This window comes from Paenibacillus sp. sgz302164 (assembly GCF_056120505.1).
In genome coordinates this window covers 186,899-208,667 of sequence record NZ_JBVYOL010000012.1, presented here as the reverse complement: position 1 = coordinate 208,667, position 21,769 = coordinate 186,899, and the positions used below count along the sequence as shown (strand labels likewise).

Genomic DNA, 21,769 nt, shown 5'->3' with positions numbered 1-21,769 from the left:
ACGAAAGGTGGTAAGGTCAATGGGTGAGAGGAACATACCTTTAGACTTCTATATCACGATCTCCGTCTCCGATGATAAACTATCGGCATTTATGGAAATTAGCAATGTGGAAGACGGCTTTACAGTCAGTGTGAATCAATTGGAAGAACTGTTGAACGCCCATCATATCGTACACGGACTGGATCACGTACAGCTTGTACAGATTGCCGCTAATCCCAACCCTTTTTTGTTTCAAAAGGTTGTTATTGCCAAAGGGACCAAAGCGATCGAAGGTCAGAACGGCTATATTAAATATATTTACAACCTCGATAAATCGGAAAAAAAACCGCTGGAGCTGGAAGACGGCAAGGTAGACTATAAAGAAGTGATTTCGCTGAACAATGTGAAAAAGGGGCAATTGATCGGCCAGCGATTTGCCGCGACAGAAGGAACTCCGGGCAGAGCCGTGACAGGCGAAACGCTTTTCACCAAAGCGGGAAAAGAAGCGCGGTTCAAAATCGGCAAAAACGTGATTGCAGATGCCGAACAGTTAGCCCTTTATGCCGCTATTGACGGCATGGTCGTCAAAACCGACCGCGACAAAGTCAATGTTTTCCCTGTCTATGAAGTTAACGGGGATGTCGATTACAACATCGGCAACATCGATTTTATCGGAACCGTCGTCATTCGCGGCAATGTGCTGCCCGGTTTTAAAATCCGCGCGTCCGGCGACATCCGCGTTACAGGAGGCGTCGAAGCCGCTGAGCTTGAAGCCGACGGTTCCATTGAAATCAACGCCGGAATCGTAGGGCAGAGCAAAGCTTTCGTCAAAGCGGGGAAAGACGTCAAAAGCGCGTTCATCCAGGATGCGACCGTGGAAGTCGGTGAGGAACTGCACGTAGCTCAGAGCATTATGCATTCGACGATCAGGGCGGCGAAAGCCGTCAATTGCAACGGGGCCAAAGGGTTGATCGTCGGAGGCACGATACAAGCCGGGGAACGGGTTACGGCCAGAACCGTCGGCAATTCCATGTCGACCACAACGGTTATTGAAGTCGGCGTGCTGCCCGAGCTCAGAAATGAAATGCTTCAGCTGCGCAGCCAATTGAAGGTTCATATGGAAAATATGGATAAAACCGAAAAAGCGCTGACTTTGCTGGACCAACTGGCTGCTGCCGGACAGCTCGGACCGGATAAGGTGGCGATGCGGGTCAAGCTGAACCATACGAAAAGACAAGCTTTGGAAGAGCAGAACGGCATTAAAGAGCGGATTTTGGACATCGAGAAGTCGTTGGAAGACTCCGAGCAGGCGAAAATCGAAATCCTTTCGACCATTTACGGCGGAGTGAAAATCGTCATCGGCCGGTACACAAAATTCATTAAGGACCCTACGAGCCGCGTGACTTTCCGCTTGAGCGGCGGCGATATCGCGATGATCGCTTACGTATAACAAGCCGAGAAGGAGATGCCGCGTATGAGTCTGAAAGCGATAGATATGCAGTTTGCGGTTCATAAGAACGATGAAGCGGGCATACGGCAAAATCAACTTATGCAGAAGCCGCGGCAAGATGAGGCTGTGTTGGAAAACCAAGCTTCGCAAACGACGGAGAGAGACAGGCAGCGAAGCGCGAAGGTTGAGGAGAGCGCAGGAGCGGAGATCAGGGACCAGGGCCACCGGCAGCAGCGGGAGGAAGGCGGAAGCGCGAAGGAGAAGCAGGAGCCGGAGAAAGGTGTCTCCCAGTCCGCTTCCTCGCACGAGCATCCGTACAAAGGTCATCATATCGACTTGACGCTGTGAAGAAGCTTTCCTTATTATATATCGAAAATATTTCGAAAAAGTATATTGAAAAAGGTGATGCCTTTTGACTTTGCATCCTTGGATGTACGTCGTGCTTTTAGGTTTGTTCCTCATTGTATATGCACGATTTTTACCGAAAAAAGAAACGTCCGCTTCCAAGGCCAACGTCGTTCAGGAGATCGAAGAGACGATTGAACACTTCGCGTCCGAAATGGACGAGCAGAACCAGGCTATTCTCAATCTGTTTTCCAAGACGAAGCAGGATTACGAGGTCGAGTTGGCCAAGTTGTCCGGCAGGCTGGAATCGTTGGAAAAGCAGCGAAACGAGCTGTCGCACGAGCTTAACAAAGCGCATGTAAACCAGCAGCTGAATTTGAAAGCGATGAGCGCGTTCCAGGCTGCCGAAGAAGCAGGCAGCGCTTCCGATGAACTCGTTCGGCACGTTGAGCGAACAGCGCCGATCCCGGCGCAGCAAACGCCTGAAGCGGGTCCCGCGCCGGCGGAGACGGCTGCCGAAGCGGCTGCGGAGACGCCCGCATACACAGGTCTCAGCATGAAAAGCAGATATGCGGAGCTGTTCGCTTTGTACGATCAAGGCAAAGGCGTCGAAGCTATAGCCAGGAAGCTGGGCATGAATAAAGGAGAGGTCAACCTGATACTGCAGCTCTCCAGACAGGAGGAACGGACTCGTGTTTAGAAACCGCTCTTACGTATACGGGATAGGGACAGGCATCATTGTCGGAGCGCTGCTGCTGCAGGTTATGCTGGCAGCCCAGAGGCCGGCTGCGGCCCCCGCCGGTACTCCGATCGAGGAGATGGAGCCCCAGAAGCTGAAGGAACAAGCCGCGAAGTTTTATCAAGTGTATGAGAAAAACGTGAAGGTGTACACGCAGGATGAATTCGACGCCGGCGTGCAAAAGAAAGCCAAGGAAGAGACGGACAAGCTTGCCGCCGCCATTCCGTCCGACAAACCCGCTGAGCAGACGAGTCCTCCGGCGCCCAGCCGCACCGTTCTTTATGTGCAGCCGCATCTGGATGCGACGGCCGTCAGCGAGCTGCTTATGCAATCGGGCGTTATTACCGATCAAAAGGCGTTTGCCGCAGAGCTGGACAAGCAGGGCGGGGCATACAAAATTCAAATCGGCTTTCACGAATTTCAGGGCGTCCTCACGATGGAGCAAATCGTCAAAAACTTAATCAGCAAACAGCAAACAGGCTGAACAAGGTCTTTGTGAGGTCTGTTTTTGCGTTTGCCGTCGTCTCCCGCCGGCCCTTTCTATAGGGAATGCATGGGACAGGATAAAAGGTTGCAAAGCTTATATGAGATATGGTATATTTATTCTCGGTGTTAAAAACGCACGCACGTCAATTCGCGCAATGGTGCTTACTTTCGTAAGTTTTGCCCGAAGATGCGACATGCGGAGGATACCACAAAAACCAAATCAGAGGAGGGATTGGAGATGGCAGTTATCTCCATGAAACAGCTTTTAGAAGCTGGGGTACACTTCGGTCACCAAACACGCCGTTGGAACCCAAAGATGGACAAATACATCTTCACCGAAAGAAACGGCATTTACATTATCGACCTGCAAAAAACGGTTAAAAAAGTTGAGGAAGCTTACAACTTTGTGAAATCCGTTTCCGAAGAGAACGGAACGATTCTTTTCGTAGGTACGAAAAAACAAGCTCAAGATTCCGTTGCTGAAGAAGCGGAACGCTGCGGCATGTACTACATCAACCAACGTTGGTTGGGCGGTACGCTGACAAACTTCCAAACGATTCAAAAACGTATCGATCGCTTGAAAGAGCTCGAAAGATGGGAAGAAGACGGCACATTCGACGTGCTTCCTAAGAAAGAAGTTATCATTCTCCGCAAAGAGAAAGATCGCCTTGAGAAGTTCCTGGGCGGAATCAAAAACATGAGAGGTCTTCCTAGCGCTTTGTTCGTTATCGACCCTCGCAAAGAGCGCATCGCAGTTGCGGAAGCTCGCAAATTGGGTATCCCAATCGTTGGTATCGTTGATACGAACTGCGATCCGGACGAAATCGACTACGTTATTCCTGGTAACGACGATGCGATTCGCGCTGTGAAATTGCTGACTGCCAAAATTGCGGATGCTGTTATCGAAGCTCACCAAGGCGAGCAAACGACAGCTTAATTAATAGGAATGAGAAAAAAGGGTGGTTGGAAGGTGTAACAGCCTGTCATCACCCTTTTTTTAAAGAATATCTACATAATTACAATCGGGAGGTACCTTTCAATGGCTATTACAGCTGGAATGGTAAAAGAATTACGCGAAAAAACTGGTGCAGGCATGCTGGACTGCAAAAAAGCGCTTGAAGAGGCAAATGGCGATCTGACGAAAGCTGGCGAAATTCTTCGCGAGAAAGGTCTTTCTGCCGCTGCAAACAAAGCGGGACGCATTGCAACCGAAGGCGCTGTCGAGTCCTATATTCATGCCGGCGGTAAAGTTGGCGTACTCGTGGAAATCAACTGTGAAACCGACTTCGTAGGTAAAACCGATCAATTCAAAGCATTCTGCAAAGACATCGCAATGCACATTGCTGCAGCAAGCCCTACTTACGTGCGCCGCGAAGAAGTTCCTGCCGAAGCGCTGGAAAAAGAAAAAGAAATTCTTCGCAACCAGGCTTTGAACGAAGGCAAACCGGAAAAAATCGTTGATAAAATGGTTGAAGGCCGCATCGGCAAATACTACGAAGAGTTCTGCTTGATGGAACAGCCATTCGTTAAAGATCCGGACAAAACGATCGAACAACTGCTGAATGAAAAAATCGCAACCATCGGCGAAAACATCACGATCCGTCGTTTCGCTCGCTTCGCGCTGGGTGAAGGGCTTGAGAAAAAGCAAGAAAACTTTGCCGAAGAAGTTATGTCCCAAGTAAAACTCTAATACGCAATTCCCTAAAAGAATGGAACACTTGGTGTTCCTTCTTTTTTAGTGAATTTCGGGTATCCTGCTCACCTATTGAAACGGAGGTTATACAAGTTGGAGCAACCTTATTATAAGAGGGTCGTACTAAAATTAAGCGGGGAAGCTTTAGCTGGACAACAGGGGTACGGCATTGATTCTGAAGTCATTACCTCCATCGCAGAACAGGTGAAGGAAGTTGTCGATTTAAAGGTAGAAGTTGCTATCGTCGTTGGCGGCGGCAACATTTGGAGAGGCATCGCCGGCAGCGCCAAGGGCATTGACCGGGCGACGGCCGATTATATGGGCATGCTTGCGACCGTTATGAATTCGCTCGCGCTGCAGGATGCGCTGGAAACGATCGGCGTTCCTACGCGCGTGCAATCTTCGATCACGATGCAGCAGGTCGCTGAGCCGTATATCCGAAGAAGAGCGATGCGCCATCTGGAAAAGGGGAGAGTCGTTATATTCGCGGCGGGTACGGGCAATCCTTACTTCTCCACAGATACGACGGCGGCACTCAGAGCCGCCGAAATCGAGGCTGAAGTTATTTTGATGGCGAAGAACAAAGTCGACGGTGTTTACTCTGCAGATCCGTTCAAGGATGCGTCTGCCAAAAAGTTTGAAACGCTGACCTATATGGAAGTTATCAGCAACAATTTGGGCGTCATGGACTCCACCGCTTCCTCCCTTTGTATGGATAATAACATCCCATTAGTGGTGTTCTCGATCACGGAACAAGGGAATATCAAACGCGTTGTCCTTGGCGAAAAAATCGGGACTACAGTTAAAGGGAGTGTCTAACCTATGCCACAATCTATTAAAAAGAACGCAGAAGACCGTATGGAAAAAGCGATCGGAGCTTTGAAAAGAGATCTGACTTCGCTGCGCGCTGGCCGCGCGACTCCTGCGTTATTGGACCGCATTCAAGTCGAATATTACGGTGCCATGACACCTGTCAATCAGCTTGCCAATCTGACGACGCCGGACTCCCGTTCCCTTCTGATTCAGCCGTGGGACAAGAGCTCGATGGGCGCGATTGAGAAAGCGATTATGAAATCCGATCTCGGCCTGACGCCATCGAACGACGGCAGTGTGATCCGGATCGTTATTCCGGCTTTGACGGAAGAACGCCGCGCCGAGCTTGTGAAAATGACGAAGAAATACGGCGAAGAAGCGAAGGTTGCCATCCGCAACATTCGCCGCGATGCCAACGATGAAATCAAGAAGCTGGAGAAAGCAGGCATTTCTGAAGACGAATCCCGCAAGCATCAGGAAGATATTCAGAAATTTACCGATAAATTCGTTGCCGAAGTTGAGAAAGTATTGGCGGCCAAAGAAAAAGAAATTATGGAAGTGTAACATAGAGCCAGCCCCCCGGGTATTCGCTGGGGGTTTTTCATCTTTCCATAGGTGGGGGAACAACGATGCTCAAACCGATAAAGAAATGGCTAGGAAGTGCTTCAAGAGATGCGACCTCGGCAGAATTTCCTGACATTGATTTGGATAATGTGCCTGCGCACGTTGCCATCATTATGGACGGCAACGGGCGATGGGCAAAAAAGCGGGGATTGCCTCGTGTAGCGGGACATCATTCAGGCATGAAAAATGTCAAGAAAATCACGATGGCGGCTAACGATATCGGCGTGAAGGTGCTGACGATGTACGCTTTTTCAACGGAGAATTGGAAAAGACCGAAGGAAGAGGTCGAGTTTCTGATGAAACTGCCCCAGGAGTTTTTTCCAATGGAGATTGAGGAGCTCATCGAAAAAAATGTCCGCATCCGCATGACCGGTTGGAAAGAAGGTTTGCCGGACTACACGCTCAAAGCGATCGAAGATGCGATTGACCGCACGAAAGACAACTCCGGACTTATCCTTAACTTTGCTCTGAATTACGGCGGGCGCAAGGAAATGATCGCCGGCGTGAAGGATATTATCCGCGACGTGCAGAGCGGGAAATTAAACCCGGATGAACTGGATGAAGCCCGTTTTTCCAATTATATGTTAACTTCCGACTTGCCGGACCCCGATCTTTTGATTCGAACGAGCGGGGAACTGAGGCTGAGCAATTTCCTGTTGTGGCAGCTGGCCTACTCCGAGCTTTGGTTCACGGATGCTTACTGGCCGGAATTCACGGAATCGTTGTTTTTGCAGGCGGTAGCCGAATACCAACGCCGCGGAAGAAGATACGGCGGTATTTAATGCTGGCAGCTGCCGTAACACTCAGCGAATGCTTGCACAGGCGGTTCATCCTGCCCGCAAAACTCTGAGGAGGAGTCACTTTGAAGCAACGAATCATCACAGGAGTTATTGCCGGACTCGTATTCATTACCTTGTTAGTGCTTGGCGGCTATTGGTATGCCGGATTGATTGTCCTTCTTTCGATAATCGGCTATCGGGAGTACATCCAAATGAACGGTTACGGCAAATATAAGCTATCCTCCTTGATTGGTTTGGCCGCTATGCTGCTGCTGGCCGTTCCTTGGGAAATGCTGCATGTGGAGCTTCCCGTCAATTTTACGGCTGTCATATGGCTTGCCATGTTTGTCCTCCTGTTCATCACGGTAGCTTCCAAGAATACAATTACGATCGATCAAATATCGGTCATTTTATTAGGCGCGGTTTATATCGGCCTCGGTTTTCATTATATGATTTCGGCGCGGATGCCTGAGAATGGCTTGTTTTGGGCGGTGCTTGTGTTCGTATGCATTTGGGCATCGGATTCCGGGGCCTATTTCGTAGGATCCGTAATCGGGAAACATCCGCTATGGCCGCAAATCAGTCCGAAAAAATCAATCGAAGGCTCCATTGGCGGCATCGTCATTGCAGTTATCGCCGCGCTCGTGTTCGCATGGTACGCTCCATCGCTGCTTTCCTACGGGAGAGCGATTTATTTGGGCCTTGTCATAGCGGTAGTCGGTCAAATCGGCGATTTGATCCAGTCCGCTTACAAACGGGTCAAAGGCATTAAGGACACGGGCACCCTGCTGCCGGGTCATGGCGGAGTGCTCGATCGGACCGACAGCTGGCTAATTGTTTTTCCTTTCATTCAATTGTTAGGGTTGCTCCCGCAATCCTAGCCGTTTACGAGGTGTATTGATGACAAAACGCATTGCGATCCTTGGATCGACCGGATCGGTTGGCACGCAAACGCTTGACGTTATTGCGCACGCGCCGGATCGTTTTTCGGTTGAGGCCTTATCCGGCGGATATAACAGCAAGCTTATTATCGAACAAGCCCGGCAGTTTCGTCCGAAACTTGTGTCCGTTGCCGCCAAACATCTGGCCGATGAAGTTGCGCTGCATGTTCCGGCCGGAACGAAAGTCGTCTACGGCGAAGAAGGCTTGATGGAAGCCGCCGCGGCGACGGAAGCCGAGATGGTGGTTACCGCGCTGGTAGGCAGCCAGGGGCTCAGACCGACGCTGGCGGCCATCGCCGCGGGCAAACATATCGGGCTGGCGAACAAAGAAACGCTGGTCAGCGCGGGGCATATCGTGACCGAAGCGGTCAAGCGCAGCGGTGTGGACATGCTGCCGATAGACAGCGAGCATTCGGCTATTTTTCAATGCCTGAACGGCGAAAACCGCAGCGACGTCGCGAAGATCACGCTGACCGCCTCCGGGGGCTCGTTCCGCGACCGTACACGCAAAGAACTCGAAGGAGTTACGGTCGAACAAGCGCTGCAGCATCCGAACTGGTCCATGGGCGCCAAAATTACGATCGACTCCGCGACAATGGTGAACAAAGGGCTGGAAGTCATTGAAGCTCACTGGTTGTTCGGATTATCCTACGACCAAATCGGCGTGCTGATTCATCCCGAAAGCGTCATCCATTCTTACGTGGAGTTCGCCGACAACAGCTTGATCGCCCAGCTTGGCAACCCGGATATGCGCGTACCGATCCAGTATGCGCTTACGTACCCGCATCGGCTGCCGACCCCGACTCAAAAGCTGGATCTGGCGGCCGTCGGCAAATTGCATTTTAGCGAAATGGATTTCGACCGTTTTCCTTGTCTACGGATGGCTTACGAGTGCGGCCGGCAGGGCGGCACGTCGACTACGGTATTCAATGCCGCCAATGAAATGGCGGTAGCTCGTTTTCTGCAAGGGGAAATCACGTTCTTGCAAATCGAGCGGGTGATCGAGGAAACCGTCGGAAAGCACGAGCCGGTCTCCGCGCCGTCGCTGGAAACGATTCAGGAACAGGATGCCTGGGCAAGGGCTCATGCGTCGTCGATTCATTTTTAGCCGGGGGAGCTCAGGTCAATCCGTTGGCTCGGCTCTTTTTTGGAATAACGCCGGAGTCTAAACCGTCCTCTTTTGCCGTATACTGTGCAAGTAGGGATAGCTTGTATTCAGTCGTTCAATAATGGTAATCTAAGAACATGCTATTCTGAAAATAATGCCCATTTGCGAAGCTAGGCACATGCTTACGTTGAAAGCCTTTTTGCACAAAGGCTCTAAGGAGGAAGGTACGACTTGTCAGCCATTGAAGTTGGATTAAAAGTAATTTTATTGTTTTTCGTTCTCGTGACGATACATGAATGGGGCCATTTTTATTTTGCCAAGCGCGCCGGCATTTTGGTCAGGGAGTTCGCGATCGGTTTCGGGCCAAAGCTTTTTTCATATAAAAAAGGAGAAACCAGGTATACGCTGCGCATGCTTCCGATCGGAGGGTTCGTACGGATGGCCGGGGAAGATCCGGAAATTGTCCAGATCAATGCCGGGCAGACGATCGCCGTCAACTTGAACAAGCAAAACCAGGTCTCCGCGTTGTACCTCGATCAACTGGATCGGCGCTCCAACGTGATCGTCGGCGTCGTCGACAAAATCGATCTGGAACGCAGCCTGAGCGTTACGCTGGACGTTGACGGGGAATCGGTCACGTATCCGATCGACCCGAAAGCGCTGCTCGTGACCAAAGGAACGGAAACGCAGATCGCTCCTTATGACCGCCAGTTCGGCAGCAAGACGGTAGGGCAAAGGGCTCTGGCCATCGTAATGGGGCCTGTGATGAACTTTGTGCTGGCAATTGTCCTGTTTTTGATCCTGGTCATTATGATGGGCGTCTTCACGAATGTGAAGTTGGATTCGGTTGTGGCCGGCAAGGCGGGAGATAAAGCGGGGCTCAAAAACGGAGATATCATTATCTCGATCGATAATCAACCTATCGGCGACGACCGGGAGAAGCTGGTGACGGCTATCCAGCAGTCCGCAGGCAAACCGATGACTTGGGTTGTGAACCGCGCCGGCAGTCCATTGACGCTGCAAGTTACACCGGAAATGGAGTCCGGAGCAGGCAAGCTCGGAGTTGTGATCTCGGGAGACCGGCGCAGCGCTACTTTCACCGAAGTCATCAAGGGAACCTATGATCAGGTGGTCGGCACGACGATCGGGATCATGACCGGGCTGCAAAAGCTGGTCATGCTCCAGTTCAAGCTCGACGACTTGGGAGGTCCCCTCCGGACGGCGCAGGTTTCCGCCGAATTCGCCAAGATGGGCATGAGCTACTTGATCTCTTGGGCGGCGACGCTGAGCTTGTACTTGGGCATATTCAACCTCCTGCCTATTCCGGCGCTGGATGGAAGCCGTTTGCTCTTCATGGGGCTTGAGGCGCTGCGCGGCAAGCCGATCGATCCGAACCGCGAGAGCATGGTGCACTTCATCGGCTTCGCGCTGCTCATGCTGCTGATGGTAGCCGTGACGTACAACGACATTTTAAGATTGATTAAAGGGTAGCGCGAGGGAAGATTTCCGTATGGAAGTTCTGAGGAGGAGAACATGTCGAACGATAAGCAGTTTGTTAAAGAAATTACCCCACAGGGAGAAGATTTCTCCCGCTGGTACATAGATGTAATAAAAAAAGCCGACCTGATGAGCTACTCGCCTGTGCGCGGATGCATCGTTTTCAAGCCGGACGGCTACGAAATCTGGGAGAACATTCAGCGCGAGCTGGATGCCCGCTTCAAAGAAACGGGGCACCGCAACGCATACTTCCCGCTGTTCATCCCGGAAAGCTTTTTCCAGAAAGAGAAAGAGCACGTCGAAGGCTTTAATCCCGAACTTCCTTGGGTGACGGAAGCGGGCGGGGAGAAGCTGGAGGAGCGTCTCGCGATTCGTCCTACTTCCGAGACGATGATCGGCCATATGTATTCGGAATGGATCAATTCGTATCGCGATCTTCCGCTGCTGATCAACCAATGGGCGAACGTCGTCCGTTGGGAAAAAAGAACGCAGCCGTTCCTGCGCACGAGCGAATTTTTATGGCAGGAAGGCCATACGGCGCATGAGGACGAGCAGGATGCCCGCCGCGAAACGATGCAAATGCTGGAGGTTTACCGCGATTTTGCCGAAAATTTCCTGGCGATACCGGTTATCGTCGGTCAGAAAACGCCGTCGGAGAAATTCGCCGGGGCGGTCGCTACGTACTCCATCGAAGCGATGATGAAAGACGGCAAAGCGGTACAAGCCGGAACATCGCATTACCTGGGCACGAATTTTGCCGTAGCTTTCGATATCAAGTATCTGGACCGCGAGAATCAGCACCAATTCGCCCATACGACGTCGTGGGGCGTGAGCACGCGGCTCATCGGCGCTTTGATTATGGTTCACGGCGACGACCGCGGACTGGCGCTTCCTCCAAAGGTGGCTCCGACGCAAGTGGTGATGATTCCGATCGGTCCTCCGAAAACGAGAGAGCAGGTCGTAGCGCGGGTGGACGAGCTGTACGCGGAGCTGAAAAAAGCCGGCGTTCGCGTGAAAGTGGACGACCGTCCGGATCAAAGTCCGGGCTGGAAATTCAACGAATACGAGATGAGAGGCGTGCCGATTCGCGTCGAGCTCGGTCCCCGCGACATGGAGAACGGCCAAGTCGTTCTCGTATCCAGAGTCAGCGGCGAGAAAAAAGTGGTGGCCCAGGCCGATTTTGTTCAGGAAGTGCAAAATTTGCTTGCTGAGATTCATCAGCAGATGTATGATAAAGCGAAGCAGTTCAGAGACGAACACTTCGTCGCCGTCGATACGCTTGATGAATTCAAGACGTTCCTCGAAGGCAAGCGCGGCTTTGCGCTAGCGGGCTGGTGCGGCTCGGAAGCTTGCGAATCGCAGGTTAAGGAAGAGACGGGGGCGACAAGCCGCAATATTCCGTTCTCGCCGTCCGTGACGAAATCGACTTGTCTGGTATGCGGGGAAGCTGCCGAACACACCGTCGTATTTGGCCGCAGTTACTAATAGCAGGTGTTATAAAAGGGCAAACGGAATGCACCATCTCCTTTGCCCTTCGTATTTTTCTTGGGGAGGATGTTCATGAGTAATCTGGCTGACAAAAGGAATCGCTTTGAGCTATTGATGCAGCAAGCGGAGATTCCGGCCGAGACGATCCGCTCGTTTTTTTCGGAAGGGTATATCGATCAGGTGGAGATTAGCCGCAAGAATCGGGATTGGACCTTTTATTTGATCAAAAACGAATTAGTGCCTCAGAACATATACCGCTCTTTTTGCAAAACGATTCAGGAAAAATTCGCCCATATCGCCAAAATTCGCTTTATTTGGCGGTTCGAACAAGCCGACCCGGCCGATTTGGTCGCCGAATACTGGTCTTTGTTTATCGAATGGCTGCAGCGGGAAGCCGCTACCGTCAACGGCTGGATGAGCAGGGCGAAGTTTGAAGTGCAGGGGCATAACCTCACTTTAATGATGCTGGACCAGATCGGTTTGGAACTGGCCAAGAAGAAAAATATCGATATGTACGCGAGAAACTTTTTCCTGAACTATTTTCAGACGGATTTCACCGTGAAGTACGGGCTGAGCGATTCGAGCGACGCGGAGGCGGAGAAGGAACGTTTTGCCAAACTGATCGAAGAAGAAGAGAAAACCGTAACGCAAGAGATCATGATGTCCATCGAGCAGGAAGAGGAGTCTTCGCTGCCGGATACGGATCTTAAGCTGATGATCGGTTACGATATCAAGGAAGTGCCGACGCCGCTGAAAGATATTGTGGAAGAGGAAAAGAAAGTGACGGTGCAGGGGACCGTTTTCGGCCTTGATGTCAAGGAATTAAGGAACGGCAGCACGCTGTTCACGTTTAATTTAACGGACTTTACGGACTCGATGTCCATGAAGGTTTTTGCCAAAACGAAGGACGATGTCAAAATTCTCAGCCTGCTGGCGAACGGCACATGGATTAGAGCCCGGGGCAAAGTGGAATACGACCGCTTCATGCAAATTCCCGAATTGGTCATGATTCCGAATGACCTCAACGAAGTGATGGGACCCAAGGATCGTATGGACGACGCAGCCGAAAAGCGCGTAGAGTTTCATCTACATACGGCGATGAGCACGATGGACGGCTTGACGCCGGTCGATCAATACATTAAAATGGCCGCCAAATGGGGGCATAAAGCGATCGCCATTACCGATCACAGCAACATTCAATGTTTCCCCGAGGCGGGAAAAGCCGGCAAAAAGCACGGGATCAAAGTGATTTACGGCATCGAGGCGAACGTCGTGAACGATTCCGTCCCGATCGCGATGAATGCGCAGGACATCGATCTTAAACAAGGGACTTATGTTATTTTCGATATTGAGACCACGGGCTTGTCCGTGACGAATAATAAAATTATCGAGCTTGCAGGCGTGAAAATGCAGGACGGCAAAGAAATCGACCGTTTTGCGACATTTATTAATCCGCATGAGCGAATTCCTTACAATATTCAGCAGTTGACGAACATTAACGACGACATGGTCAAGGACGCTCCCGAACTGAAGGACAAGCTGCCGGAGTTTGTAGCGTTTGTCGAGGACGCGATTCTTGTTGCACATAACGCCCGATTCGATATGGGCTTCATTCAGGCCAATTTGAAACAGATGGGCTTGCCGGAGCTGCCGAACCCGGTTCTGGACACGCTGGAGCTTGCACGCCTGCTGTTCCCGACATTAAAAAATCACCGTCTCAACACATTGACCGACAAATTCAAAGTCAGCCTGGAAAGCCATCACCGTGCGGTCGACGACTCGATCGCTTTGGGATACGTGCTGTTTCATTTGATCAATGAAGCCAGTGAACGCAACATGACGAATCTTGCCGGATTGAATGAATATGTCGGTAAGGATTTAAGGACTCAGCGGCCGTTTCACTGCAATATTTATGCGCTGAACGCCGTCGGCAAGAAAAATTTGTTCAAGCTTGTCTCCCTCTCTCACACCGAATATTTTCACAGGGTGGCCAGCATTCCCAAAAGCAAGCTCGTAGAGCTGCGGGACGGGCTTCTCGTCGTCTCGGGCTGCGAAAAAGGCGAGTTTTTCGAGGCTGTGCTCAATAAATCGGTGGAAGAGGCCGAGCAGGTGGCCGAGTTTTACGATGTGCTGGAAATCCAGCCTGTCAGTTACAATATGCATCTGGTAGACAAAGGACTGGTCGGCAGCAAGGAAGATTTGGAGGGTGCGGTAAGACGCGTGTGCCAGATCGCCAGTAAGCTGGGCAAGCCGGTCATCGCGACGGGCAACGTCCATTATTTGCATCCAAGGGAAAAATTGTTCCGGGACATCACTATACACGGGATCACAGGTTTTAGCCCGCTTAAAGATATGAAAAAGCCGGACGCCCATTTCCGTACGACAAAAGAGATGCTGGAAGAGTTCAAATTCCTTGGCGAGGACAAGGCGCACGAAGTCGTGATCCGTAACACTAACGAGCTCGCTGACCGGTTTGAGGAAATCCAGCTGTTTCCGGACAAGCTGTTTACGCCGATTATCGAAGGCGCGGATGACGAGATCCGCAGCACCTGCTACAGCACGGCCAAAAGCATCTACGGCGACGAACTGCCGGAAGTTATAGTGGCTCGTTTGGAAAAAGAGCTTGTGCCGATCATCAAGTACGGCTTCTCGGCGAACTATTTGATTTCCGAGCGGCTCGTGAAAAAGTCCAACGAAGATGGATACCTCGTTGGCTCCCGGGGTTCCGTAGGCTCCTCCGTCGTCGCGATGATGCTGGGCATCTCGGAGGTAAACCCGCTGCCGCCGCACTATGTTTGCCATTCCTGCAAGCAGAGCGAATGGTTTCTGGACGGAAGCGTGCCGTCGGGCTTCGATCTTCCGGACAAAATTTGCCCGCACTGCGGCACGAATATGCGCGGGGACGGACACGACATTCCGTTCGAGACGTTCCTTGGCTTCAAGGGGGACAAAGTCCCCGATATCGATTTGAACTTTTCGGGCGAATACCAGCCTGTCGCCCATAACTATACGAAGGTGCTGTTCGGCGAGAAAAGCGTATTCCGGGCGGGCACGATCGGTACGGTCGCGGAAAAGACGGCCTTCGGCTTCGTGAAGAAGTACGAAGAGGAGCACGGCCGAAAATGGCGGGGCGCCGAGCTGAACCGGCTTGCGGCCGGCTGCACCGGCGTGAAGCGGAGCACGGGTCAGCATCCCGGCGGCATCGTCGTCGTCCCCGACTATATCGAGGTCGACGACATTACGCCGGTGCAGTATCCGGCCGACGATACGAGCGCGGAGTGGAAGACGACGCACTTCGATTATCACGCATTCGACGCGAACTTGCTGAAGCTCGATATTCTCGGGCACGACGATCCGACGATGATGCGGATGCTGCAGGATTTGACCGGCATCGATCCGACTACGCTGCCCATGAACGACCGGAAGGCGATGAGCATCTTCAACTCGACGGAAGCTCTCGGCGTTACGCCGGAGCAAATTCGCTCGCCCGTCGCCACGTACGGAGTTCCCGAAATGGGAACGAAGTTCGTGCGGCAGATGCTGCAGGAGACGCAGCCGAGCACGTTTGCCGACTTGCTGCAAATTTCCGGTTTGTCCCACGGCACCGGAGTTTGGCTGGGCAATGCGCAGGAGCTGATCAAGAAAGGCATATGCAACATTAAGACGGTGATCGGCTGCCGTGACGATATCATGCTCTATTTGATCTACAAAGCCGGTATGGATGCCGGACTTGCGTTCAAAATTACCGAGAGCGTGCGGAAAGGCAAAGGGCTGACGGACGAGTGGAAGGAAGAAATGAAGCGCTGCAACGTGCCGGCCTGGTACATCGAGTCGTGCGAACGGATCGAATACATGTTCCCGAAAGCACACGCTGCCGCCTACGTCATCTCCGCCGTGCGCACGGCGTACTACAAGGTGTATCACCCGCTTGCTTACTACGCGACTTATTTCAGCGTGCGCGCTTCGGACTTTGACCTGGAAATTTTGTGCCAGGGCTATGACGCCATCTTGAAGAAGCTGATCGAAATCGAGGAGAAGGGCTTCCAGGCTTTGCCGAAGGAAAAAGCGATGGTGTCCATCCTCGAGATGGCGCTGGAAATGACGGCCCGCGGCTTCAGCTTCAAGCCGATCGATCTGTACCGTTCCGATGCGACGCGTTTTCTCATTGACGGCACTGCGCTGATTCCGCCGTTTGCCGCGATGCAGGGAATCGGGGAGAACGCTGCGAAAAATATCGCCGCCGCCAAAGAGGAAGGCGATTTCCTGTCTGTGGAAGATTTCCAAAACCGCTCGAAAGCTTCGAAGACGATCGTCGAACTGCTCGCTTCCATGGGCTGTTTCCGCGGCTTGCCGGAATCGAATCAGTTGTCCTTATTCTAATCCGCAAAACAGCATGAATTACCAATCTTCCTATTGTAAAGCCGTTAACGGTTATGGTATAATTTTTCTTGGCAATAATGAGGATATCATCTTGTGATTAAAGAGTGGGGAAACCCACTCTTTACATTTTGATATAGGACTTTTCGCGCTGGGTGTAGCCGGCGCGGGTAGGTTGGCTTATGAAGCTGCTCAGAATGCGAAAGTTCAATTTAGGAGGGTATATCAATACGTGGTTACACAAGCGCACATCAAATCCGTCGTTGAGGACATGCTGAAAGATTTCATCGAGCAGAATGGATTTGAGCTCGTGGATATCGAATACGTCAAAGAAGGCAGCAACTGGTTCCTTCGCGTCTATGCAGACAAAGAAGGCGGCATTGATATAGATGATTGCGGCCGTATCAGCGAATATTTAAGCGCCAAGCTCGACGAGAAGGATCCGATCGCCGACGCTTATTTCCTGGAAGTATCTTCGCCGGGGGCGGAGCGTCCGCTGAAAAAGCCTCAAGATTATCAGAAGGCTGTAGGCAGTCATGTATTTATTACGACTTATGAGCCGATTGACGGTGCGAAGGAATTCGAAGGGTTGCTGTTGTCTTACGACGGTGAGCAGCTTGTCGTTGAAGCTGGCAAAAAGAAGAGCACGATTCCGCTCGCAAAAGTAGCCAGCGCCAGGTTGGCCATAGTCTTTTAGCGATTGCTATTTATTGAAAGGGGGAACTCGGTTCAAATGAACATGGATTTTATCGAAGCGCTGTCGGAAATTGAACGTGAGAAAGGCATCTCCAAGGAGCTGTTGATTGACGCGATCGAGGCAGCGATGATTTCGAGCTATAAAAGAAATTTCAACACCGCGCAGAATGTGCGCGTAGACATTAACCGCCAAACGGGTTTGATTAGAGTTTACGCTCGCAAAAACGTGACGGAAGAAGTGCTGGACCCAAGAATGGAAATTTCGCTTCACGCGGCCCGGGAAATCAATCCGAACTATCAGCTTGACGACATCGTGGAGATTGAAGTTACGCCGCGCGATTTCGGCCGTATTGCCGCCCAGACGGCAAAGCAGGTCGTCACCCAGCGTATCCGCGAAGCGGAGAGAGGCTTGATCTACAACGCTTTTATCGATAAAGAGGAAGATATCGTAACAGGCATTTTGCAGCGCCAGGATCAACGCAACATTTATGTGGACCTGGGCAAGGTAGAAGCCGTGCTTCCGCTTACCGAACTGATGCCGACCGACAAATTCAAGCAAGGCGACCGGATCAAGGCTTACATTACGAAAGTGGAAAATACGACCAAAGGTCCGCAAATCATTTTGTCGAGAACGCATCCGGGCTTGCTCAAACGGCTGTTTGAGCTGGAAGTTCCGGAAATTTTCGACGGCGTGGTTGAAATTCGCTCCGTAGCGCGCGAAGCCGGTTTCCGTTCCAAGATCGCCGTGCACTCCCGCAATGACGAAGTGGATCCCGTCGGCTCCTGCGTAGGCCCGAAAGGAATGCGCGTGCAGACGATCGTCAGCGAGCTGCGAGGCGAGAAAATCGACATCGTGCGCTGGATGGAGAGCGTGGAAGAGTACGTTGCCAACGCGCTCAGCCCTTCTAAAGTGCTCGAAGTGCAAGTGCATGAAACGGAGAAAATGGCCCGCGTGATCGTGCCGGATTATCAATTGTCGCTCGCGATCGGCATCAAAGGTCAGAACGCCCGTCTGGCGGCTAAACTGACCGGCTGGAAGATCGATATCAAGAGCGAATCGCAAGCGGAACAAGAATACGGCAGACCGAGGACATCGACGGAAGAGATGCATCAGGATTCCGTCAGCATCGATTAAGCCGGACTGCGCTTAAGTTTGCCGAAATCAAGGGGGTGACCGGGGAATGAAACAAAGAAAAGTCCCTTTGAGAAAATGTGTGGCCTGCCAGGAGATGATGCCGAAGCGGGAACTGATCCGCATCGTCAAAACGCCTGACGGCGAGATTCTTATCGATCTGAAAGGGAAAAAGTCCGGGCGCGGTGCCTACCTGTGCGGCAAAGTTTCCTGTTTTAAGCTGGCCAAGAAAAGCAAGGCGCTGGACCGGGCGCTGAAGCATACGGTGAGCGCTGAAATTTACGACCAGTTGGAGCAGGATTTCATTAAAGTGGAAGACGAGTTTATCTCTTCGAAAGAGGAGATGACGGACGATGAAGAATAAATTTTTATCTCATTTGGGTTTAGCCATGCGGGCAGGCAAGTTGGTAACCGGCGACGAAGGCGTGATGAAGGCCATTCGCTCGGGCGAGGCCAAACTGGTCATTATCGCAGAGGATGCTTCCGCCAATACGCACAAAAAGTTTCAAGATAAATGCCGATTCTATGGGGTTACGCTCATGGAAATGGGCTCCAAGGCGGAACTGGGAGGCAGCATTGGCAAGGAAATGCGCGTCATTCTCGGCGTCTTGGACGGAGGCTTCGCACAGATGCTGCTGAAGTGTCAGGTAGACTGAAAGCCGGCTCCGATGTTTAAAAGAAGTTAGATGCAGTCCGCTTTCAGTATAATTACTGCGGAGGTGAAAAGTATTGACAAATAAACAGGATAATAAGGACAAACTTCGCGTTTACGAATATGCCAAATCGCTCAATATGAGCAGCAAAGAGATCATTACGATTCTCAAACGTTTAAATATTCCCGTTAACAATCACATGAGCGTCATGGAGAATGAAGCGGTGGATAGTGTGGAAAGATTTTTTCGCGATATTAAAGCAAATGCGGCTGCCAAGCGGGCAGCTACGGACGGAGGAAATGTGAACTCAACGACGACTAATCAGAAGCCTGCAGGACAGGGTTCTACACCAGAAAATAAAGGAGCTGCGAACTCGGCTTCGAAACCGGCATCGCAGCAAGCAAACAGCGGCAGCGGAACAAAACCATCCGCGCCTCAACAACAGCATAATCAAGCATCGCAAGGCCAAAGACAGGGCCATCAAGGCGGGCAATCCCGACGCTCCGACGATCAATATGTGGCCAGCCGTCCGGCTCAGCCGCAGCGCGACCAACGCCAAGGCGGGCAAGGCCAGGGCCAGGGTCAACGCACGAATTATCAAGGTCAAGGTCAAGGTCAAGGTCAAGGCCAGGGTCAAGGCGGCGGCAATCGCAGCGGAGACCAGCGTCAAGGCGGCCAGCAGCGTTCCGGCGATCAAAGACCGTACCGTCAGAACGATCAGCGTCCTTCCGGCGGCGGCAATTTTAATGGGCGCTCAGGCGGGCAAGGCCAAGGTCAGGGTCAAGGCGGCGGCAACCGCAGCGGCGGCTTCAACAATTCCGGCCCTCGCCCGAATCAGGGCGGCAATACTTCGTCCGGCGGATCGAATGCGGGAGGCGGCAACCGTCCACAAGGCGGAGGCACTCCGAACCGCAGCACTTCGTCGAACCGTCCGGCCCGTCAGTTTGACAACCGCCACAATCAGAGCAGCAGACCGGTCATTCAGGAAGCGAAGCCGCAGTTCCACGTCGGCGCGACGGCAGCGGAATTGGATGAAGCGGCGGCTAAAGCCGGCGTGAAAACGACGAAGAAAACGAAGCCGACGACCAAACGTTTCGACGATGGCAAACAAGGCGGCAACCGCGGCCCAGGCGGCAATTCCAGAAACAACCAAAGAGGCAATCAAAGAGGCAGATTCCAGCAGGAACCAGTGAAGAAAGAGAAAATCGACAATACGCCGAAGAAGATCATCGTCCGCGGCAGCATGACGGTCGGCGAAACGGCCAAACTGCTTCATAAAGACGCTTCGGAAGTCATTAAAAAGCTGCTCTTCCTGGGCGTCATGGCGACGATTAACCAGGAGCTTGATTTGGATTCGATCCAACTCATCGCAAACGAATTCGGAGTTGAGGTCGAAGTTAAGATCAAAGTCGAAGAAGACCGCTTTGAGACATTCGAAGAAGTCGATGATGAAGCCGATCTTCTGGAGCGTCCTCCGGTCGTTACGATCATGGGTCACGTCGACCACGGTAAAACGACCCTGCTCGACGCTATCCGCCAAACGAATGTGACGGAAGGCGAAGCAGGCGGCATCACGCAGCATATCGGCGCTTATCAGGTCGAAGTGAACCATAAAAAAATTACGTTCCTGGATACTCCGGGCCACGAAGCGTTCACAACGATGCGTGCCCGCGGCGCTCAAGTGACGGATATTACAATTATCGTCGTTGCGGCGGATGACGGCGTTATGCCTCAGACCGTTGAAGCGATCAACCATGCCAAAGCGGCCGGCTGCCCGATCATCGTCGCTGTGAACAAAATCGATAAAGAAGGCGCTAATCCGGATCAAATCAAGCAGGCTCTTACGGCATTTGAACTCGTGCCGGAAGAATGGGGCGGAGACACGATCTTCTGCGAAATTTCCGCGAAGCAGCGCATCGGACTTGAGAACCTGCTGGAGATGATTTTGCTTGTCGCCGAAGTTCAGGAGTACAAAGCGAATCCGAACAAGCGGGCAAGAGGAACAGTCATCGAGGCTGAGCTGGACAAAGGAAGAGGTCCCGTGGCCCGTATTCTTATTCAGCACGGCACGCTCAAAGTCGGCGACAGCTTCGTAGCCGGCGTATGCTTCGGCCGCGTCAGAGCGATGGTCAATGACAAAGGCAAACGTTTGAAAGAAGCAGGTCCTTCTACACCGGTCGAAATCACCGGTCTGACCGAGGTGCCTCAAGCAGGGGATCCGTTCCTTGCTTACGAGGATGAGCGCAAAGCCAGAGACATCGCGGAAAGACGCGCGACCGCGCTTCGCCAGTCCGAAATGGGCGCCAACGCGCGCGTTACGCTGGATGATCTCTTCAAACATATTAAAGACGGCGAAATCAAAGATTTGAATGTCATCATCAAAGGGGACGTTCAAGGTTCGGTCGAAGCGCTGAAAAGCTCCCTGGAGAAAATTGAAGTCGAAGGCGTACGCGTAAAAATTCTTCATAACGGCGTCGGCGCGGTTACGGAATCGGATATTATTCTCGCTTCCGCTTCGAATGCGATCATCATCGGCTTTAACGTTCGTCCTGAGCCTGCTGCGAAAGCGACGGCCGATCAGGAAAAAGTGGATATCCGTCTGCACAACATCATCTACAACGTCATTGAAGAAATCGAGCAGGCCATGAAAGGCATGTTGGATCCGATCTTCAAAGAGAACGTGCTCGGTCAAGCCGAAGTGCGCAACGTGTTCAAAATTACCGGCGTCGGGGCGATCGCAGGCTGCATGATCACCTCCGGCAAAATTACGCGCAACGCTCAGGCTCGCTTGATCCGCGGCGGCATCGTCGTGCATGAAGGCAAGATCGATTCCCTGAAAAGATACAAGGACGATGCAAAAGAAGTCGCTCAAGGCTACGAATGTGGTATATCTCTGGAGCGTTATCATGATATTAAAGAAGGGGACGTTATCGAAGCCTTCATCATGGAAACTGTTGAGAGGTGATTGA

General features: G+C 52.0%; 19 protein-coding genes. All 19 read left to right on the top strand.

The genetic code is table 11. From position 1 onward, the window contains the following. The first annotated feature begins 19 nt into the window (after positions 1–19). The 19 genes from AC0LWT_RS20920 (at position 20) to infB (ending at position 21,765) form a co-directional block, all read left to right on the top strand. Positions 20–1,429 carry a flagellar assembly protein A gene (locus AC0LWT_RS20920; protein ID WP_474683203.1) on the top strand — a complete coding sequence of 470 codons (1,410 nt, stop codon included), beginning with the start codon at positions 20–22 and terminating at the stop codon, positions 1,427–1,429. 24 nt (positions 1,430–1,453) lie between these two features. Beyond that, positions 1,454–1,777: a hypothetical protein gene (locus tag AC0LWT_RS20915; RefSeq protein ID WP_474683202.1), complete on the top strand. Its 324-nt coding sequence runs from the start codon at positions 1,454–1,456 to the stop codon at positions 1,775–1,777. Positions 1,778–1,841: 64 nt separating this feature from the next. Next, the gene (locus AC0LWT_RS20910; protein ID WP_474683201.1) at positions 1,842–2,474 is read left to right on the top strand and encodes a DUF6115 domain-containing protein; all 633 of its coding nucleotides are present in this window, start codon (positions 1,842–1,844) and stop codon (positions 2,472–2,474) included. After that, positions 2,467–2,997, top strand: a complete 531-nt coding sequence (locus tag AC0LWT_RS20905; protein ID WP_474683200.1) for a hypothetical protein — start codon at positions 2,467–2,469, stop codon at positions 2,995–2,997. The genes AC0LWT_RS20910 and AC0LWT_RS20905 overlap by 8 nt, the downstream gene beginning before the upstream one ends. 240 nt (positions 2,998–3,237) lie before the next feature. Further along, positions 3,238–3,936, top strand: coding sequence for a 30S ribosomal protein S2 (gene rpsB / locus AC0LWT_RS20900; RefSeq protein ID WP_474683199.1), 699 nt, complete (start codon positions 3,238–3,240; stop codon positions 3,934–3,936). 102 nt (positions 3,937–4,038) lie between these two features. Further along, positions 4,039–4,689 carry a translation elongation factor Ts gene (gene tsf / locus AC0LWT_RS20895; RefSeq protein ID WP_474683198.1) on the top strand — a complete coding sequence of 217 codons (651 nt, stop codon included), beginning with the start codon at positions 4,039–4,041 and terminating at the stop codon, positions 4,687–4,689. Between the two features lie 96 nt (positions 4,690–4,785). After that, positions 4,786–5,511, top strand: coding sequence for a UMP kinase (gene pyrH, locus AC0LWT_RS20890; RefSeq protein ID WP_474683197.1), 726 nt, complete (start codon positions 4,786–4,788; stop codon positions 5,509–5,511). A 3-nt stretch (positions 5,512–5,514) separates the two neighbouring features. Beyond that, on the top strand, positions 5,515–6,069 hold the full coding sequence (gene frr, locus AC0LWT_RS20885) for a ribosome recycling factor (RefSeq protein WP_474683196.1): 555 nt from the start codon (positions 5,515–5,517) through the stop codon (positions 6,067–6,069). 65 nt (positions 6,070–6,134) lie between these two features. Then, the gene (gene uppS, locus AC0LWT_RS20880) at positions 6,135–6,911 is read left to right on the top strand and encodes an undecaprenyl pyrophosphate synthase (RefSeq protein ID WP_474683195.1); all 777 of its coding nucleotides are present in this window, start codon (positions 6,135–6,137) and stop codon (positions 6,909–6,911) included. 80 nt (positions 6,912–6,991) lie between these two features. Further along, on the top strand, positions 6,992–7,789 hold the full coding sequence (locus AC0LWT_RS20875) for a phosphatidate cytidylyltransferase (protein ID WP_474683194.1): 798 nt from the start codon (positions 6,992–6,994) through the stop codon (positions 7,787–7,789). Positions 7,790–7,808: 19 nt separating this feature from the next. Further along, positions 7,809–8,957, top strand: a complete 1,149-nt coding sequence (locus AC0LWT_RS20870) for a 1-deoxy-D-xylulose-5-phosphate reductoisomerase (RefSeq protein ID WP_474683193.1) — start codon at positions 7,809–7,811, stop codon at positions 8,955–8,957. A 231-nt stretch (positions 8,958–9,188) separates the two neighbouring features. Further along, entirely contained in the window at positions 9,189–10,448 is a 1,260-nt protein-coding gene (gene rseP / locus AC0LWT_RS20865; protein ID WP_474683192.1) for an RIP metalloprotease RseP, read from the top strand. Between the two features lie 42 nt (positions 10,449–10,490). Continuing rightward, complete coding sequence (proS, locus tag AC0LWT_RS20860; protein ID WP_474683191.1) at positions 10,491–11,939, top strand: proline--tRNA ligase; 1,449 nt, start codon at positions 10,491–10,493, stop codon at positions 11,937–11,939. A gap of 75 nt (positions 11,940–12,014) precedes the next feature. Beyond that, entirely contained in the window at positions 12,015–16,322 is a 4,308-nt protein-coding gene (locus tag AC0LWT_RS20855) for a PolC-type DNA polymerase III (RefSeq protein WP_474683190.1), read from the top strand. A 229-nt stretch (positions 16,323–16,551) separates the two neighbouring features. Next, positions 16,552–17,016, top strand: a complete 465-nt coding sequence (gene rimP / locus AC0LWT_RS20850; RefSeq protein ID WP_474683189.1) for a ribosome maturation factor RimP — start codon at positions 16,552–16,554, stop codon at positions 17,014–17,016. A gap of 36 nt (positions 17,017–17,052) precedes the next feature. After that, entirely contained in the window at positions 17,053–18,150 is a 1,098-nt protein-coding gene (gene nusA / locus AC0LWT_RS20845; protein ID WP_474683188.1) for a transcription termination factor NusA, read from the top strand. Between the two features lie 46 nt (positions 18,151–18,196). Continuing rightward, positions 18,197–18,511: an RNase P modulator RnpM gene (rnpM, locus tag AC0LWT_RS20840; RefSeq protein WP_474683187.1), complete on the top strand. Its 315-nt coding sequence runs from the start codon at positions 18,197–18,199 to the stop codon at positions 18,509–18,511. After that, positions 18,501–18,803: a L7Ae/L30e/S12e/Gadd45 family ribosomal protein gene (locus AC0LWT_RS20835; protein ID WP_474683186.1), complete on the top strand. Its 303-nt coding sequence runs from the start codon at positions 18,501–18,503 to the stop codon at positions 18,801–18,803. Before rnpM ends, AC0LWT_RS20835 begins: the two co-directional genes overlap by 11 nt. A gap of 73 nt (positions 18,804–18,876) precedes the next feature. Further along, positions 18,877–21,765 (top strand): translation initiation factor IF-2, encoded by a 2,889-nt coding sequence (gene infB / locus AC0LWT_RS20830; RefSeq protein ID WP_474683185.1) that lies wholly within the window; start codon positions 18,877–18,879, stop codon positions 21,763–21,765. Positions 21,766–21,769 lie beyond the last annotated feature (4 nt).

What these genes read in the sequence shown, in the direction of transcription:
- AC0LWT_RS20920 (WP_474683203.1), top strand. Translation starts at nt 20, where the DNA reads ATGGGTGAGAGGAACATACCTTTAGACTTCTATATCACGATCTCCGTC.
- AC0LWT_RS20870 (WP_474683193.1), top strand. Translation starts at nt 7,809, where the DNA reads ATGACAAAACGCATTGCGATCCTTGGATCGACCGGATCGGTTGGCACG.
- AC0LWT_RS20915 (WP_474683202.1), top strand. Translation starts at nt 1,454, where the DNA reads ATGAGTCTGAAAGCGATAGATATGCAGTTTGCGGTTCATAAGAACGAT.
- uppS (WP_474683195.1), top strand. Translation starts at nt 6,135, where the DNA reads ATGCTCAAACCGATAAAGAAATGGCTAGGAAGTGCTTCAAGAGATGCG.
- proS (WP_474683191.1), top strand. Translation starts at nt 10,491, where the DNA reads ATGTCGAACGATAAGCAGTTTGTTAAAGAAATTACCCCACAGGGAGAA.
- frr (WP_474683196.1), top strand. Translation starts at nt 5,515, where the DNA reads ATGCCACAATCTATTAAAAAGAACGCAGAAGACCGTATGGAAAAAGCG.
- nusA (WP_474683188.1), top strand. Translation starts at nt 17,053, where the DNA reads ATGAACATGGATTTTATCGAAGCGCTGTCGGAAATTGAACGTGAGAAA.
- AC0LWT_RS20835 (WP_474683186.1), top strand. Translation starts at nt 18,501, where the DNA reads ATGAAGAATAAATTTTTATCTCATTTGGGTTTAGCCATGCGGGCAGGC.
- AC0LWT_RS20855 (WP_474683190.1), top strand. Translation starts at nt 12,015, where the DNA reads ATGAGTAATCTGGCTGACAAAAGGAATCGCTTTGAGCTATTGATGCAG.
- rpsB (WP_474683199.1), top strand. Translation starts at nt 3,238, where the DNA reads ATGGCAGTTATCTCCATGAAACAGCTTTTAGAAGCTGGGGTACACTTC.
- tsf (WP_474683198.1), top strand. Translation starts at nt 4,039, where the DNA reads ATGGCTATTACAGCTGGAATGGTAAAAGAATTACGCGAAAAAACTGGT.
- rnpM (WP_474683187.1), top strand. Translation starts at nt 18,197, where the DNA reads ATGAAACAAAGAAAAGTCCCTTTGAGAAAATGTGTGGCCTGCCAGGAG.